The organism is Streptomyces sp. SD31, assembly GCF_052068475.1.
In the GTDB taxonomy this organism is placed as follows: domain Bacteria; phylum Actinomycetota; class Actinomycetes; order Streptomycetales; family Streptomycetaceae; genus Streptomyces.
Genome location: NZ_JBQHCX010000002.1, coordinates 639435 through 653201, shown reverse-complemented (window position 1 = coordinate 653201; position 13767 = coordinate 639435). Strand labels below are relative to the sequence as shown.

The 13767-nt window shown below is 70.0% G+C and carries 11 protein-coding genes and 1 tRNA gene; 4 read left to right on the top strand and 8 right to left on the bottom strand.

Translation table 11 applies throughout. From position 1 onward, the window contains the following. Positions 1–41 precede the first annotated feature (41 nt). The 6 genes from pth to ACTMVF_RS06840 all read right to left on the bottom strand — a co-directional run bounded on the left by pth (position 42) and on the right by ACTMVF_RS06840 (position 5168). Positions 42–644 (bottom strand): aminoacyl-tRNA hydrolase, encoded by a 603-nt coding sequence (gene pth / locus ACTMVF_RS06865; protein ID WP_441270149.1) that lies wholly within the window; start codon positions 642–644, stop codon positions 42–44. Between the two features lie 95 nt (positions 645–739). Next, on the bottom strand, positions 740–1333 hold the full coding sequence (locus tag ACTMVF_RS06860; RefSeq protein ID WP_441270031.1) for a 50S ribosomal protein L25/general stress protein Ctc: 594 nt from the start codon (positions 1331–1333) through the stop codon (positions 740–742). A 192-nt stretch (positions 1334–1525) separates the two neighbouring features. After that, positions 1526–2506: a ribose-phosphate diphosphokinase gene (locus ACTMVF_RS06855; protein ID WP_441270030.1), complete on the bottom strand. Its 981-nt coding sequence runs from the start codon at positions 2504–2506 to the stop codon at positions 1526–1528. A gap of 133 nt (positions 2507–2639) precedes the next feature. After that, complete coding sequence (gene glmU / locus ACTMVF_RS06850; protein WP_441270029.1) at positions 2640–4088, bottom strand: bifunctional UDP-N-acetylglucosamine diphosphorylase/glucosamine-1-phosphate N-acetyltransferase GlmU; 1449 nt, start codon at positions 4086–4088, stop codon at positions 2640–2642. 125 nt (positions 4089–4213) lie between these two features. Further along, positions 4214–4284, bottom strand: a tRNA-Gln gene (locus ACTMVF_RS06845). An 11-nt stretch (positions 4285–4295) separates the two neighbouring features. Further along, positions 4296–5168 carry a hypothetical protein gene (locus ACTMVF_RS06840; protein WP_441270028.1) on the bottom strand — a complete coding sequence of 291 codons (873 nt, stop codon included), beginning with the start codon at positions 5166–5168 and terminating at the stop codon, positions 4296–4298. Between the two features lie 167 nt (positions 5169–5335). Here ACTMVF_RS06840 and ACTMVF_RS06835 point away from each other — a divergent pair, with 167 nt between their 5' ends. After that, positions 5336–6667 carry a sensor histidine kinase gene (locus ACTMVF_RS06835; RefSeq protein WP_441270027.1) on the top strand — a complete coding sequence of 444 codons (1332 nt, stop codon included), beginning with the start codon at positions 5336–5338 and terminating at the stop codon, positions 6665–6667. Positions 6668–6689: 22 nt separating this feature from the next. Here ACTMVF_RS06835 and ACTMVF_RS06830 read toward each other — a convergent pair whose 3' ends face one another. After that, on the bottom strand, positions 6690–7184 hold the full coding sequence (locus tag ACTMVF_RS06830) for an SUKH-3 domain-containing protein (protein ID WP_441270026.1): 495 nt from the start codon (positions 7182–7184) through the stop codon (positions 6690–6692). Positions 7185–7258: 74 nt separating this feature from the next. Further along, complete coding sequence (locus ACTMVF_RS06825) at positions 7259–7783, bottom strand: YwqJ-related putative deaminase (RefSeq protein ID WP_441270025.1); 525 nt, start codon at positions 7781–7783, stop codon at positions 7259–7261. Between the two features lie 310 nt (positions 7784–8093). On the opposite strand from ACTMVF_RS06825, the gene ACTMVF_RS06820 reads away from it, so the two are divergent. The 3 genes from ACTMVF_RS06820 to ACTMVF_RS06810 all read left to right on the top strand — a co-directional run bounded on the left by ACTMVF_RS06820 (position 8094) and on the right by ACTMVF_RS06810 (position 13711). Then, the gene (locus tag ACTMVF_RS06820) at positions 8094–9089 is read left to right on the top strand and encodes an SMI1/KNR4 family protein (protein WP_441270024.1); all 996 of its coding nucleotides are present in this window, start codon (positions 8094–8096) and stop codon (positions 9087–9089) included. A gap of 8 nt (positions 9090–9097) precedes the next feature. Beyond that, a complete protein-coding gene (locus ACTMVF_RS06815) occupies positions 9098–11920 on the top strand; it encodes an SUKH-4 family immunity protein (RefSeq protein ID WP_441270023.1) in 2823 nt (940 codons plus the stop codon). 903 nt (positions 11921–12823) lie between these two features. Then, complete coding sequence (locus ACTMVF_RS06810) at positions 12824–13711, top strand: cellulose-binding protein (RefSeq protein WP_441270022.1); 888 nt, start codon at positions 12824–12826, stop codon at positions 13709–13711. Positions 13712–13767 lie beyond the last annotated feature (56 nt).

Genomic DNA, 13767 nt, shown 5'->3' with positions numbered 1-13767 from the left:
TACGCCCGGTCAAACCCAGCCCGTTGGAGTGGGCGGACAAGTCACGAGTTGTACGTGCTTTGCGCCCGCTCCAACCCCTCGATCACCAGACACTCCACCGCATCCGCCGCCCGGTCCACGAAGTAGTCCAACTCCTTGCGCTCCGCCGACCCGAAATCCTTCAGCACGAAGTCCGCCACCGGCATACGACCCGGAGGCCGCCCGATCCCGAACCGCACCCGGTGATAATCCGAACCCATCACCTTCGTCATCGACTTCAACCCGTTGTGCCCGTTGTCGCCGCCACCCAGCTTCAACCGCAACATGCCGTAGTCGATGTCCAACTCGTCATGAACAGCGACGATATTGCCCACCGGCACCTTGTAGAAATCCCGCAGCGCGTTCACCGGACCACCAGAGAGATTCATGTACGACATCGGCTTCACCACAATCACCCGCCGGTTCAACGGCCCCGGCGGCCCGATCCGCCCCTCCACGACCTGCGCCTGAGCCTTACCGGCCCGCTTGAACTTCCCCCCGATCCGCCCAGCCAGCAGATCCGCCACCATGAACCCGACGTTGTGCCGGTTCATCGCGTAATCGGGCCCCGGATTGCCGAGGCCGGCGATCAACCAAGGGGCGCTCGGGTCGCTCGTCACGTCCATCTCCTTGATACGCGCCAGCCGCTGCCCCCCATCGGGAACAGCGGCTGACAAACCGATGACAGAGCCGAGGATCACGCCTCTGCCAGAGCCGAAGATCAGGCCTCGGCGACTTCCTCGCCCCCGGCCTCGCCCTCCGCGGCCTCCTCGGCCTGCGCGGCCAGGACCTGCAGGACCACCGTGTCACCCTCGACGGCCAGCTTGGTGCCCTTCGGCAGGGGAATGTCCTTGGCGAGGACGGAGTCGCCGGCCGTCAGACCCTCGATGGAGACGGTGACCGACTCGGGGATGTGCGTGGCCTCGGCCTCGACCGGAAGCGCGTTCAGGACGTGCTCCAGCAGGTTGCCACCCGGGGCCAGCTCGCCCTCGGTGTGGACGTAGATCTCGACGTTGACCTGCTCGCCGCGCTTGACCAGCTGCAGGTCGACGTGCTCCAGGAAGCCCTTGATCGCGTCACGCTGCACGGCCTTCGGGATCGCCAGCTCGTTGGTCTTGCCGTCGATGTCCAGCGAGATCAGGACGTTCGGCGTACGCAGCGCGAGCAGCAGGTCGTGGCCCGGGAGGGTCAGGTGGATCGGGTCGGAACCGCGACCGTACAGAACACCGGGAACCTTGCTGTCACGGCGGATACGACGGGCGGCACCCTTACCGAACTCGGTACGGGTCTCAGCGGAGATCTTGACCTCGGACATGATCACTCCTCGTAGAAGCTGGAAACGGACGTGGTCACCCGGCCACGAACGGCCTGCTACGAAGAGCGCGTCGATAACGGATCGCCGTACGACTTCCAATGAAGCGGTACGGCCTCCCTCGCCGAGCAACTGAAGCAGTCTACTCGGCAAGGAAGGCCGCAAAGAAATCGATCAAGCGAAAGGCGCCACGCCCTACTGCTCGTCGAACAGGCTCGTCACCGAACCGTCCTCGAACACCTCACGCACCGCACTCGCGATCGTCGGCGCGATCGACAGCACCGTCAGCTTGTCCAGATCCCGGCTCAGCTCACCCGGCGTCGGCAGCGTGTTCGTGAACACGAACTCACTCACCCGCGAGTTCTTCAACCGGTCCGCGGCAGGACCCGACAGCACACCGTGCGTGGCCGTCACGATGACGTCCTCCGCACCATGAGCGAACAGCGCGTCCGCAGCCGCACAGATCGTGCCACCCGTGTCGATCATGTCGTCCACCAGGACACACACCCGGCCCTTGACCTCACCCACGACCTCATGGACGGTCACCTGGTTCGCCACATCCTTGTCCCGCCGCTTGTGCACGATGGCAAGGGGAGCACCCAGCCGGTCACACCAGCGGTCCGCCACCCGAACCCGCCCGGCATCCGGCGAGACAACCGTCAACTTCGCCTTGTCGACCTTCGCACCCACATAGTCCGCGAGGAGAGGAAGGGCAAAGAGGTGATCGACAGGGCCGTCGAAGAAGCCCTGGATCTGGTCGGTGTGCAGATCCACCGTCAGGATCCGATCAGCACCCGACGTCTTCATCAGATCCGCGATCAGACGCGCCGAAATCGGTTCACGCCCACGGTGCTTCTTGTCCTGCCGCGCGTAACCGTAGAACGGCACGATCACCGTGATGGAGCGAGCCGACGCACGCTTCAGCGCGTCGATCATGATCAACTGCTCCATGATCCACTGATTGATCGGAGCCGTGTGGCTCTGGATCACAAAGCAGTCCGCACCACGCGCCGACTCCTGATAACGGACATAGATCTCACCGTTGGCGAAATCGAAGGCCTTCGTCGGGACAACCCCGACACCCAACTGCTGGGCGACCTCCTCGGCAAGCTCGGGGTGGGCGCGGCCGGAGAAGAACATCAACTTCTTCTCGCCGGTCGTCTTGATCCCGGTCACAGCACTGTCTCCTCAGAGGTGTCTCAGCTGGGTGTCGAGAGACCACGCCGCTGGGCGCGACGAGCCGTCTCAGCTGGTGGGGTGCGGATGTGCACTTATCACGGTACGCCGTGTCCGACGCACCCGTTTCCGGTCAGTCTTCGCTTTCCCCCGGACGGGACGCCGCCTCAGCCGCCTTCGCGGCCGCACTACCCGGGCGCTTACGAGCCACCCAACCCTCGATATTCCGCTGCTGACCGCGGGCCACAGCCAACGAACCGGGCGGCACATCCTTCGTGATCACAGAGCCCGCCGCGGTGTACGCGCCGTCCCCGATCGTGACAGGAGCCACAAACATGTTGTCCGAACCGGTACGACAGTGCGAGCCGACCGTCGTGTGGTGTTTGTCCTGTCCGTCATAGTTCACGAAGACACTCGCGGCACCGATGTTGGAGTACTCACCGATCGTCGCGTCACCGACGTAGGACAGATGCGGGATCTTGGTCCCCTCGCCGATCGAGGCGTTCTTCGTCTCCACGTACGTACCGATCTTGCCCTTCGCACCCAGCCGCGTACCCGGGCGGAGGTAGGCGTACGGCCCCACGGACGCGCCCGGCCCGACGTGAGAGCTGTAGGCCACGGTGTTGTCGACGCGGGCACCGGCATCGACGCGCGTGTCCGTGAGCCGGCTGTTCGGACCCACCTCCGCACCCTCACCGACGTGGGTGGAACCCTGCAGCTGGGTGCCCGGGTGCACGATGGCGTCCTGCTCGAAAGTGACGGTGACGTCGACCCAGGTGGTGGCGGGGTCGACCACGGTGACGCCGTCCAGCATGGCGCGGGTCAACAGCCGGTCGTTCAGAATCCGCCGGGCCTCGGCGAGCTGCACACGGTTGTTGATCCCGGCGATCTCCCGATGATCGGCGGCAACGGAGGCACCGACACGGTGACCGGCCTCGCGGAGAATCCCGAGCACGTCGGTGAGGTACTCCTCGCCCTGACTGTTGTCCGTACGCACCTTCCCGAGGGCGTCCGCGAGCAACTGCCCGTCGAACGCGAACACACCCGAGTTGATCTCCCGGATCGCCCGCTGCGACTCGGTCGCGTCCTTGTGCTCGACGATCGCCGTGACCGCCCCGGAGGCAGCGTCACGCACGATCCGCCCGTACCCGGTCGCGTCCGGGACCTCGGCGGTCAGCACCGTGACCGCGTTGCCGTCGGCGGAGTGGGTGGCGGCGAGGTGCGTCAGCGTCTCGCCGGTGAGGAGGGGAGTGTCGCCGCACACGACGACCACGGTCCCGTCCACCGCGCCGCCGAGCTCCTCCAGGGCCATCCGTACGGCATGCCCGGTGCCGTTCTGCTCAGCCTGCACGGCGGTGCGTACGCCGGGGTCGATCTCGCCGAGATGCGCGGTGACCTTCTCGCGCGCGTGCCCGACGACCACGACCAGATTCTCGGGCTGCAACTCGCGTGCGGCGGCGAGCACATGACCCACGAGGCTGCGTCCGCAGAGCTCGTGCAGGACCTTGGGTGTGGCCGACTTCATACGGGTGCCCTCACCCGCTGCGAGAACGACGACGGCTGCCGGGCGAATGGCGCTCACGGGATGCCCTTCGGCTGTGGAGGGGGTGGGGTGACATCCGCAGGATACCGGGGCGTTTCGTGAGGGACATGGGAGCGGGCCCTGACTTGGCTGTCAGGGCCCGAACCAAGGGTTTGTGCTGTGAGCTCCCGGAGAAGGATTCGAACCCTCATTCAACGGACCAAAACCGTTTGTCCTGCCCTTAGACGATCCGGGATCAATTGCGCACTATGCCCGATTTGATTGATCGGCTTCGCGCACGGACAACACTATGCCGTACCAGGAGCCCTCGATGCGACGGTACAGGTCGGCACCTTTCAGCACTTTGATCACGAGGCAACCCCGGTAGGAATCGCCGACGTTCTTGCGCACGGTCTTCGGGTTGTGCCTCTTGATGGTCGTCTTGTTGAACGCGGAGCGGTCGGCGCCGACGAAGTCGGCCCAGTACTGCTCGGCTCCGGCGACGTCCGCGGTCTCGTGAATCATTACGGCGAAGCGGAGGCGCTCACGCTCGACTTCGAGGAGGTCCAGCCAGGCGAGGAAGACCTCGATCATGCCGGGGTCGCTGTTGACGAAGGCGACGTTCTCGCGGCGGTCGTACGGCTTGTCCTTCCCGCCCTCGGCCCAGTACAGGCTCACGCCTACCAGGAACAGTTCCCGCGGCGACAGCTTGCCGACCGCCCGCTTGGCGGTCTCCTTTGTGTGCTGCCGCTCCTCGTCGCGGATGCGGAGCTTCGCTTCCCAGCCTCGTCGCGCGATCTCTGCCGCCTGCTCGGGGGTGCGCTTGCGCTCCGGCTTCGGGAGATCCCGCACCCAGAGCGACACCGAGCTCTTCGAGCATCCCAGCTCCACCTGGATCTGGTCATACGTCCAGCCCTGGAGCCGCAGCTCTCTCGCCCTGTCCCTCAGGTCGTCCTTCGCGTTCGGTCGCTTCGTCCATTCCGGTGCCGGCTCGCCCTCCAGGAGCCGGTTGAGGATGTCGTTGTTGTCGACGTGCAGCCGGTCGCGGATCTGTCGTCGGCTGAGTCCCGCGCGCCGCAGTGCCACCGCCTGCTCCCGCAGCCCCTCGAAGTTGGCGTATTTGCCCTGTGGATGTGCCATAGGCATACCGTCCGGCCGGAATGATCGGTTCCGGGGTCGAACGGTGAGCGATTCAGCAGTTCGAGGGATATCGGGTGGTTTCGCTTCCGTTCGGTTACGTGCTGTGGTGTAGGCCAGTCCACAAAACTCACCGGAAAACCGGGCCGGGGCGCCCGTAGGCTGGAGGCATGACCACGACGGGGGAAGCCCACACAGAGGCGCCGCCACCGGGGGCGGGGCCGTGGTGGTGGGGCAGGGTGCGCAGTGCGGTGCTGGACGTGAGTCTGGCCGTGGTGTCGGCGCTGGAGTGCGGGGGCGAGGGGGTTCGGTTCGCGCGGGATGCCGGGATTCCGGAGGCCGCGGGGGTTGTGTTCGGGGTGCTGGCCGGGTCGGTGCTGGTGTTGCGGCGGCGGTGGCCCATTGCTGTGGTGCTCGTGTCCATTGCCGTCATGCCCGCCCAGATGGGGTTCCTGATGGGCATCGTCGGGCTGTACACCCTCGCCGCTTCCGAGCTGCCGCGGCGGATCATCGCCTCGCTGGCGGGGATGTCGTTCGTCGGGATGCTGATCGTGACGTTCGTGTGGGTGCGGCAGGGGGTGGACAGTGGGGATCTGACGTTCGGGGACTGGGTTGTGCCGCTTGCCTCGCTCACGACGGCTCTCGGGGTGACCGCGCCTCCTCTGCTGCTGGGGCTGTATGTGGGGGCTCGGCGGCGGTTGATGGAGAGTCTGCGGGAGCGGGCCGACAGTCTTGAGCGGGAGCTTCAGTTGCTCGCGGAGCGGGCGGAGGAGCGGGCCGAGTGGGCGCGGAACGAGGAGCGGACTCGGATCGCGCGGGAGATGCATGACGTGGTCGCGCATCGGGTGAGCTTGATGGTGGTGCATGCCGCCGCGTTGCAGGCCGTGGCTCGGAAGGATCCTGAGAAGGTCGTGCGGAATGCCGCGCTCGTGGGGGACATGGGGCGGCAGGCGTTGACCGAGTTGCGGGAGATGCTCGGTGTGCTGCGCAGTGGCAGTGCGGAGAAGGTTCAGCGGGTTGTCGTACCGCTTGCCGCTGTGGGGGCTGCCGCTGCCGCGGCCGCTGATCGGGAGATGGGCGGCGGTGGGGACGAGGGTGGTGCCGAGGGGCCTTGTCTGTCCGAGTTGGATGAGTTGATCGGGCAGTCGGCGGCTGCGGGGATGGTGGTGGATCTGTCCGTGGAGGGGGAGTCGCGGTCGTATGCGCCGGAGGTGGAGCAGACGGCGTTTCGGGTGGTGCAGGAGGCGTTGACGAACGTCCACAAGCATGCGGCGGGGGCGAAGACGCATGTGCGGCTCGCGCATCGGGTGTCGGAGATCGCGATGCAGGTGGAGAACGAGCCGCCGCCGGAGGTGTCGTCGGCGTCGTCGGCGCGGTTGCCGTCGGGGGGCAATGGGCTGGTGGGGATGAAGGAGCGGGTCGTGGGGCTGGGCGGGGTGTTTGTGTCCGGGCCGACGGATGCGGGGGGTTTTCGGGTGTCGGCGGTGATTCCGGCGGCGTAGGCGCTCTTCGTTGTCCCCGGGTTCAGCCGGCGGTCAGGCGGGCGGGCTCTATGCCTGAGACGAGGCCGGCGAGGGCTTGGTCGATGTCGGGGCCGAGGTACCAGTCGCCGGTGTGGTCGAGGGCGTAGATGCGGCCTTCGGTGTCGATGGCGAGGAGGGCCCGGGTGTCGGTTTCGGCGCCGAGGGGGCAGACCTTGGTGTCGAGGGCGCGGCCGAGGTCGCCGAGGGTGCGGGCCATGTGGAGGCCGTGGAGTGGGTCGAAGTGGATGTGGGCGGGGGCGACCTGGCGGCCGGGGCCGGTGGGGGTGAGGTGGAGTCCGCCGAATTCGGCCCAGGCTTCTACGGCGGCGGGGAAGACGGCGTGGCGGTGACCGGCGGGTGAGGTGTGGTCGCGGAGGGTGTCGGCCCAGTATTCGGCCTGTTTGATGTCCCAGCGTCCGGGTTGCCAGCCGGCGGCGCGCAGGGTGGCGTCGACGGGGACGGGGAAGCGGGTGGTTGAGGTGCGGTCGGCTTGCATCGGCCCTTTGTTCTCGTCCGTGTGATGTGCGTGGTGCGTGGTGCGGGAGCGCGTGAGGGTGGGGGTGGGTGGGGTCAGTTGCCGGTCGGTGTCGGGTCGACGATGTGGACGCCGAAGTGGGCGCTGAGGGCGGTGCAGGCGCGGCAGGGTGCGGCGAAGCTGCCGTGCAGGGGGTCGCCGTCCTCGCGGATGCGGCGGGCGGTGAGTTTGGCCTGTTTGAGGGCTTTGCGGGCTTCGCCGTTGGTCATGGGTTTGCGGGCGGCGCGTTTGCTGCGGGCCTCGTCGGCGGCGGCGAGGTGCCGGGAGATGAGGATGGTCTCGGCGCAGCGGCCGGTGAAGCGGTCGCGTTCCGAGCTGGTGAGGGTGTCGAGGAAGTCCTGGACGAGGTGGTGCAGTGGTGGGGGTTGGTCGCCGCGGGCGGCGGTGCCGGTGAGGGTGGCGCCGCGGACGGAGAGGGCGGCGGCGACGGTCGGGAGTATGCCGTCGCGGCGGTGACGGAGGGTCGGCGCGTGGGGTGTTTCGGCGGCGCTCCAGCCGATGCGGGGGTCGCCGGAACTCGCTGAGTGTGGGCCTGTCTGCGTCGCGTTCATGTTCATCATCCCCTCCCGAGCATCCCCCGGGCATGCTCTCGGACGTCACAGAGTGCCAAAAGGCGTGGCGGGTGCGGAAGCTGGGGCCGTGCGACACGCCCGGGTTTGGGCGGGCTGTCACGGCGGGGTGACGGCTGGTCACGGAAGCGGAGGGGGTCGTGCCCGGTGCCGGTGACCGGTGTCGTCGTACCGCTTAGGCTGTCGGCACCGCTTTCCATGCGGTGACGCGTGGAGGCAGACGAGACAGCAGATACCGGGGCGTTGTGACCGAGTGTGGTCATGGCGGGTCGGTATCAGAACGCCGCAGGGGGCAACCGCCATGACGACAGGTCGGCTCGGGCAGCAAGCCGCGCCGCCGAACGCGGCCTACGCCGGGCAGGTCGTGCATTTCCCGGATCCGGTTCGGGCGGCCCGTCACCCGAGAGGAGTACGGGTGGACGAGCGTGGTTACCCCGACTTCTCGCCGTATGCGCGGGCGGCGGCGGAGATCGCGGAGCCGCCGGAGGGTTTCGGTGTCGACGAGTTGCGGTTGACGGACTATGTGTCGGCGAACGCGGCGTTGGCGGCGTCGGGGCACGATCTGTGGGACACGATTCCGGCGGTGGCGACGCCGCACGGCTGGACGTGGCATCACGTGGTGGGTTCGCGGCGGCTGGAGTTGGTGCCGGTCGAGGTGAAGGCGCTGCTGCGGCATCACGGTGGGATCGCCACGTCGACGGTGGACCAGAACAAGCGGGGGACGCGGCCGTTGCAGGAGACGCGGCCGGCGCACTTCGGGTTGCCGAAGTCGGGTGTGGCGGTGACGGAGTCGCAGGTGCTGGGGGTCGAGGAGGATCTCGGGTATCGGCTGCCGGGTGCGTATCGGTCGTTTCTGAAGGCGGCGGGGGGTTGTGCGCCGGTGGGGACGGCTCTGGACGCGGAGTTGGGGCTGCTGGTGGACCAGCCGTTCTTCACGGTGCGGGACGAGGCGGCGGTCAATGACCTGGTCTACGTCAACAAGTGTCTGCGGGACCATCTGACCAAGGACTACTTGGGCGTCGGGTTCGTCCAGGGCGGGTTGCTGACCGTGAAGGTGAAGGGCGAGCGGCTCGGTTCGGTGTGGTTCTGCGCGTACGACGACGCGCGGGACGTGGATCCGTCGTGGTCGCCGGCCGAGCGGGTGGAGCGGTTGTTGGTGCCGTGCGGTGAGGACTTCGACGCGTTTCTGTCCCGACTGGCGGGTTCTCCGCCGGAGTTGGAGACGGTCGCGAATCTGATGGTGGACGGTGGGTTCGCGCATGCGGTGCCCGTGGCTGCCGCGGCTGTGGGGGAGTGAGCTTCGCGATGGTGACGTTCGCACAGGCGCAGGAGCGCGCGGAAGAGTGGATCAACGGGGATGTGCCGTCGTACCAGCATCGTGACGTGCGGGTGCGGGAGTTCGAGCTCGGGTTCGTGGTGTGGGGCGAGGACCGTGCGGACGGTCCGCGTTCGGATGGGGGTGCGCTGCGGCTGGTGATCGCCCGGGACAGTGGTGAGGCCACGTTGTGGCCTTCGCTGCCGGTGGGTGAGGTGATTCGCCGGTACGAGGAGGAGTACGGCCGTCCCGACGCGGTTCCGGATCCGGCGCCGGCCGCCCCGGCTCGGATGGATCTGAACCAGACGTCGTTCCTGCTGACTCCGCCGGAGTGGTTGCAGGAGGCGGCGGACAGGCTGGGTGTCTCGGATCGGCGGGACGGGCAGTCGGGTTCGGACACCGATGGTGGTGCCGGTGCCGGTGCCGGTGTGGGTGTGACTGCGGGTGTGGGCTCGGCCGGCGGTGCGGCTGGGGTGTCTGGGGCTGCCGGTGGGCCGGGGATGCCCGGTGTGCCTGACGGGGCGACTCCTTGGGCCGGGACGGACACCAACGGCGATGCCGGTGAGGACCGTTCCGTGCCGTTGCCGGAGACGGTGTTCGCGCCGCCGTTGAGCGGTGACGACACCGCGCCGCCGGACGCCAAGACGGCGCTGATGTCGGGCGGCAGCCAGCTCCCGCCGACGGCGGTCGAACCGGCGGTCGACGAGCCGGGTGTTCAGGGCAGCCAGGGTGGTGCGCGGCAGGGCGGCACGCCTCCGCCGGTGCCGGGTGGGTCTTCGTACGGGTATCCGCAGGGTGCGGGGGCGCCGGGTACGGCCCAGCCGGGGGCGATCCCTCCGCCTCCGCCGGGTGCGCCTTCGTACGGCTATCCGCAGGGTGCCGGTGCGCCGCAGGCTCCGGGCGGGCCCGGGCAGCCGCTCGGGCCGAACGCCGGGGACATCGCGGATGCCGCGACGAGCAAGGCGGCGCCTCCTCGTGCGCGGGGTGGGGCGACGCCGCCTCCGCCGCCGGGTGCGCCGGGGGTGCCGGGTGCGGGTGTGGGGGGTACGGCGCCTCCTCCGGCCGCGCCGGGTATGCCGGCCGCTCCGGGTACGCCGGGTGCGCCGGCGGGTGGGTACGTTCCGACGCAGCTGGTTTCGGCGTTGGGGGCCGATGGTCCTGAGGGTGCTGCCGGGCCGGGGGCTCCGCAGGGGCCGGGTGCCGTCGGCGCGCCCGGCATGCCCGGCGGGACTCCTTCGGGCGGCGTGCATCATGCCGCCACGGTGCTGGCCGACCCGGGGCAGATGGGCGGGCCTCCGCCGCCCCCGGGCGCCCCGGGCATGCCGGGCGCCCCGCAGCCTCCCGGCCCTCCCGGTGCCCCGGCTGCACCTGGAACTCCCGGTGCCCCGCAGCCGCCGGGCGCCCCGCAGCCTCCCGGTGCCCCGGGCATGCCGGGTGGAAACGGCGCCCCGGGCTCCTCCGGCGATGCGCGCGGTGCCGTTCACCATGCGGAGACCGTGTTGGCGGGGCCCCCGGTGGGCGGCCCCGGTGTGCCTCCGCCTCCGCCGGCGCCTGGCGTCCCGCAGCCGCCGCAGGGCCCTGGCGTGCCTCAGCCTCCCGGCGCTCCCGGCGCTCCCGGGGCTCCCGGGGCTCCCGGTATGGCTCCGGGCGCCCCCGGCGTGGCGCCAGGTGCTCCGGGTATGCCGCCCGGTGCCCCCCAGCCGCCGATGCCGCCGGGTGCGGTTCCGCCGCCTCCTGGTCAGCCTGGGCCGGGTCAGCATGGGCCAGGTCAGCCTGGGCCCGGTCAGCCCGGCCCGGGGCAGCGTCCGGCGTACGGCTACCCCCAGCAGCCCGCCGGCCAGCCGACCGTCGGCCCCGGCTACCAGGCCGTCCTTCGCTACCGTGCCCAGGACGGGTCGGAGCAGCAGCTGATCCGGCGTTCGGCGCCGGGTACGCCGCACCCGGAGTGGCAGATCTTCCATGAGCTGCGTGGCATGAACGTGCCCCCGGACCAGGTGCTGGAGCTGCACACGGAGTTGGAGTCGTGCGAGCTGCCGGGTGCGTACTGCGCGCGGATGATCCGGGAGCAGTGGCCGCAGGCGCGGATCACGTCCATCGCGCCGTACGGCACGGATCACGCGAGCCGGCAGCAGGGCATGCAGCAACTGCTCGCCCACCAGGGCGAGTTGCACCAGGTGGCCGACGGGCCCGCCCGGCCGGCGCCCGTCCGCGCCCCGCTGCCGCAGGTGCAGGCGGCGCCGCCGATTCCGCCGGAGGGCGTGGCGCAGGAGCTGGCGGGGGCGTTCGGGCCGGGGCTCTTCCGGTTCGAGCAGGCCGCCGTGTCCCGGCAGGGTGTGCCGCCGGTCGTGGCACACAGCCTGGTGGTCGGTGGGCTGCCGATGGACATGGGTCCGTTCTTCTGGGCGCAGGCCCAGCCGGGGCGGCCCGTTCCGACGCTGGCGGAGCTGGCGGCCGAGCGCGGGGTGCAGCCGGCGTCGGACGCGGGCTCGTACCTCGTCATGGGCAGCGACTTCGGCAGGGCGCTGTGTGTGCAGTACGGGACGGCGAACATCGTCGCCGTGCCGGTGGAGGCGGGGCCGGGCGGCGCGCCCGTACCGCCGCAGTTCGTGAACACCGGGCTGCCCGAGTTCCAGCGCTGCCTGGCGTTGCTCGGCCGTATGTGGCGTCTTCGCTTCGGCCTGAACCAGGAGCAGGCGGGCCGTTGGACCGTCGACTTCCAGGCCCAGCTCGCCGCCCTCGACCCGGCGGCGCTCGGCTCGCCGGAGAGCTGGTGGTCGGTGCTGCTGGAGCAGATGTGGGACGGGTTGCTGTGACGCCCCCCGGTTGTTTGGCGTGAGGTGACATCGCCCTGCTGCCGCTGACGGCGGCGGCGTGCGGGTGACGAAAGGGCCGACCCTCGGTTGTCCGACCGGGTCCGGCCCTTTCACATGCCCTCGCACGCTGCCCCCCGCCGCAGGCCCTGCCGCGCGGGCGGGCATGCGTGTCCGCCATCACGTCCGCATGCCGCGTTCGTGAGCCGATGGCCCGCGGGCCGGCATGCGCGTGCCCGCCATTACGTCCGCCCGCCGCGCACCCCTGCGTCATGCCTCGCGGGCCAGTACGCGCGCCCGCCGCGCACCCCTGCGTCAATGCCTCGCGGGCCGGTACGCGCGCCCGCCGCACCCCGCCTGCGCCGCACGTCCTGCTTCGCGGGCCGGGATGCGTGTCCGCCATTACGTCCCCCCGCCGCGCACCCCTGCGTCATTGCCTCGCGGGCCGGTACGCGCGCCCGCCGCACCCCGCCTGCGCCGCACGTCCTGCCTCGCGGGTCGGCATGCGTGTCCGCCATCACGTCCGCATGCCGCGTTCGTGAGCCGATGGCCCGCGGGCCGGCATGCGCGTGTCCGCCATTACGTCCGCCCGCCGCGCACCCCTGAGTCAATGCCCCGCGGCCCATCACCCGCGCACGCCATCACACCCGCGCCCCTTACGCCCCCGCCCCATCACGCCCGCACACCCCTACGTCCCCGCGCCACCCGCCCGGCGCCTTCCGCCCCGCGCAATCCCACCCCGCGCCTCCATATCTCCCCTCTGTGTCTCTGCGCCTGTGCCGTGCCCCTGCGCCTACCTCATGCCCCCGCGCGCGGAGTGTCGCGTTATGGGCGATTCCATCTGATACATCAAGATGGACGCTAAATGATTATTTTCGCGTTGGTTTGACGGAGAGGGGTTCCAGGATGAGCGGCGCACCGGTCTCGCTCTACGACTTCGTGGTCGTACGTGGGCGTGGCTACCGTCCCGAACAGGTCGACGCCTACGTCGACGCCCTCTTCCGCGACCGCGACGCCGCCTGGGAGCGGGCCGCGCGCCTCACCGTGCTCGCCAGGGAGATGGAGGAGGAGGCGGAGCAGCTGCGGGAGGAGGTGGCGCAGCTCGCCCCGCAGACGTACGAGACGCTCGGGGGGCGCGCGCGGCGGATCCTCGCGCTGGTGCAGGAGGAGGCCGAGACCTTGCGGGAAGGTGCGCGGCAGGAGGCACAGACCCTGGTCGACGAGGCGCTGAAGCGTGCGAACAGTGTGCGTGACGCGGCACAGGCGTACGCCGACGCCGTACGCGCCGACGCGGAGGAGCGTGCCGATGAGCGGTTGCTCGCCGCTCGTGCCGAGGCGATCGAGATCCGTGTCACCGCCCGGCGCGATGTGAAGGAGGGGCGCGGGGAGGCGCTCGGCACGTTGCGCGAGGTACGGGAGCGCACCGCCGTGATGCTCACCGAGCAGGACAAGGAGCACACCGCGCGGTGGACCGAGGCCGAACGGGAGGCCGAGGAGCGGCTGGCGGCGCTGGAGGCGTCGGAGAAGGAGCGGATGGCGCGGGCCGAGGCCTCGCTGTCCGATGCGGAGCAGGAGCTCGCGGACGCGCAGGCCTCGACGCAGCGCTTGCAGGAGGAGGCGCGGGCGCGCGCGACGGAGCTGCTCGCGCAGGCCCGGCGGCGGGCGGATGCCATCGCCCGGGAGACGGAACGGGTGCTGCGCGAGCACGGGGAGATGTGGGACGACGTGCGGGCGCACATCGGCCAGATGCGGGTCAGTCTGACGGCGCTGACGGGGCAGGCCGCGCTGGAGTGAGTGACGCCGGTGGCGGGGCGCCGTGTCCGGGTGAGCTCACCGGCGGTCAGCTCACC

What these genes read in the sequence shown, in the direction of transcription:
- ACTMVF_RS06825 (WP_441270025.1), bottom strand. Translation starts at nt 7,783, where the DNA reads ATGATGAACATGAACGCGACGCAGACAGGCCCACACTCAGCGAGTTCC.
- ACTMVF_RS06835 (WP_441270027.1), top strand. Translation starts at nt 5,336, where the DNA reads ATGACCACGACGGGGGAAGCCCACACAGAGGCGCCGCCACCGGGGGCG.
- ACTMVF_RS06815 (WP_441270023.1), top strand. Translation starts at nt 9,098, where the DNA reads ATGGTGACGTTCGCACAGGCGCAGGAGCGCGCGGAAGAGTGGATCAAC.
- ACTMVF_RS06810 (WP_441270022.1), top strand. Translation starts at nt 12,824, where the DNA reads ATGAGCGGCGCACCGGTCTCGCTCTACGACTTCGTGGTCGTACGTGGG.
- pth (WP_441270149.1), bottom strand. Translation starts at nt 644, where the DNA reads ATGGACGTGACGAGCGACCCGAGCGCCCCTTGGTTGATCGCCGGCCTC.
- ACTMVF_RS06830 (WP_441270026.1), bottom strand. Translation starts at nt 7,184, where the DNA reads ATGCAAGCCGACCGCACCTCAACCACCCGCTTCCCCGTCCCCGTCGAC.
- ACTMVF_RS06840 (WP_441270028.1), bottom strand. Translation starts at nt 5,168, where the DNA reads ATGGCACATCCACAGGGCAAATACGCCAACTTCGAGGGGCTGCGGGAG.
- ACTMVF_RS06820 (WP_441270024.1), top strand. Translation starts at nt 8,094, where the DNA reads ATGACGACAGGTCGGCTCGGGCAGCAAGCCGCGCCGCCGAACGCGGCC.
- ACTMVF_RS06860 (WP_441270031.1), bottom strand. Translation starts at nt 1,333, where the DNA reads ATGTCCGAGGTCAAGATCTCCGCTGAGACCCGTACCGAGTTCGGTAAG.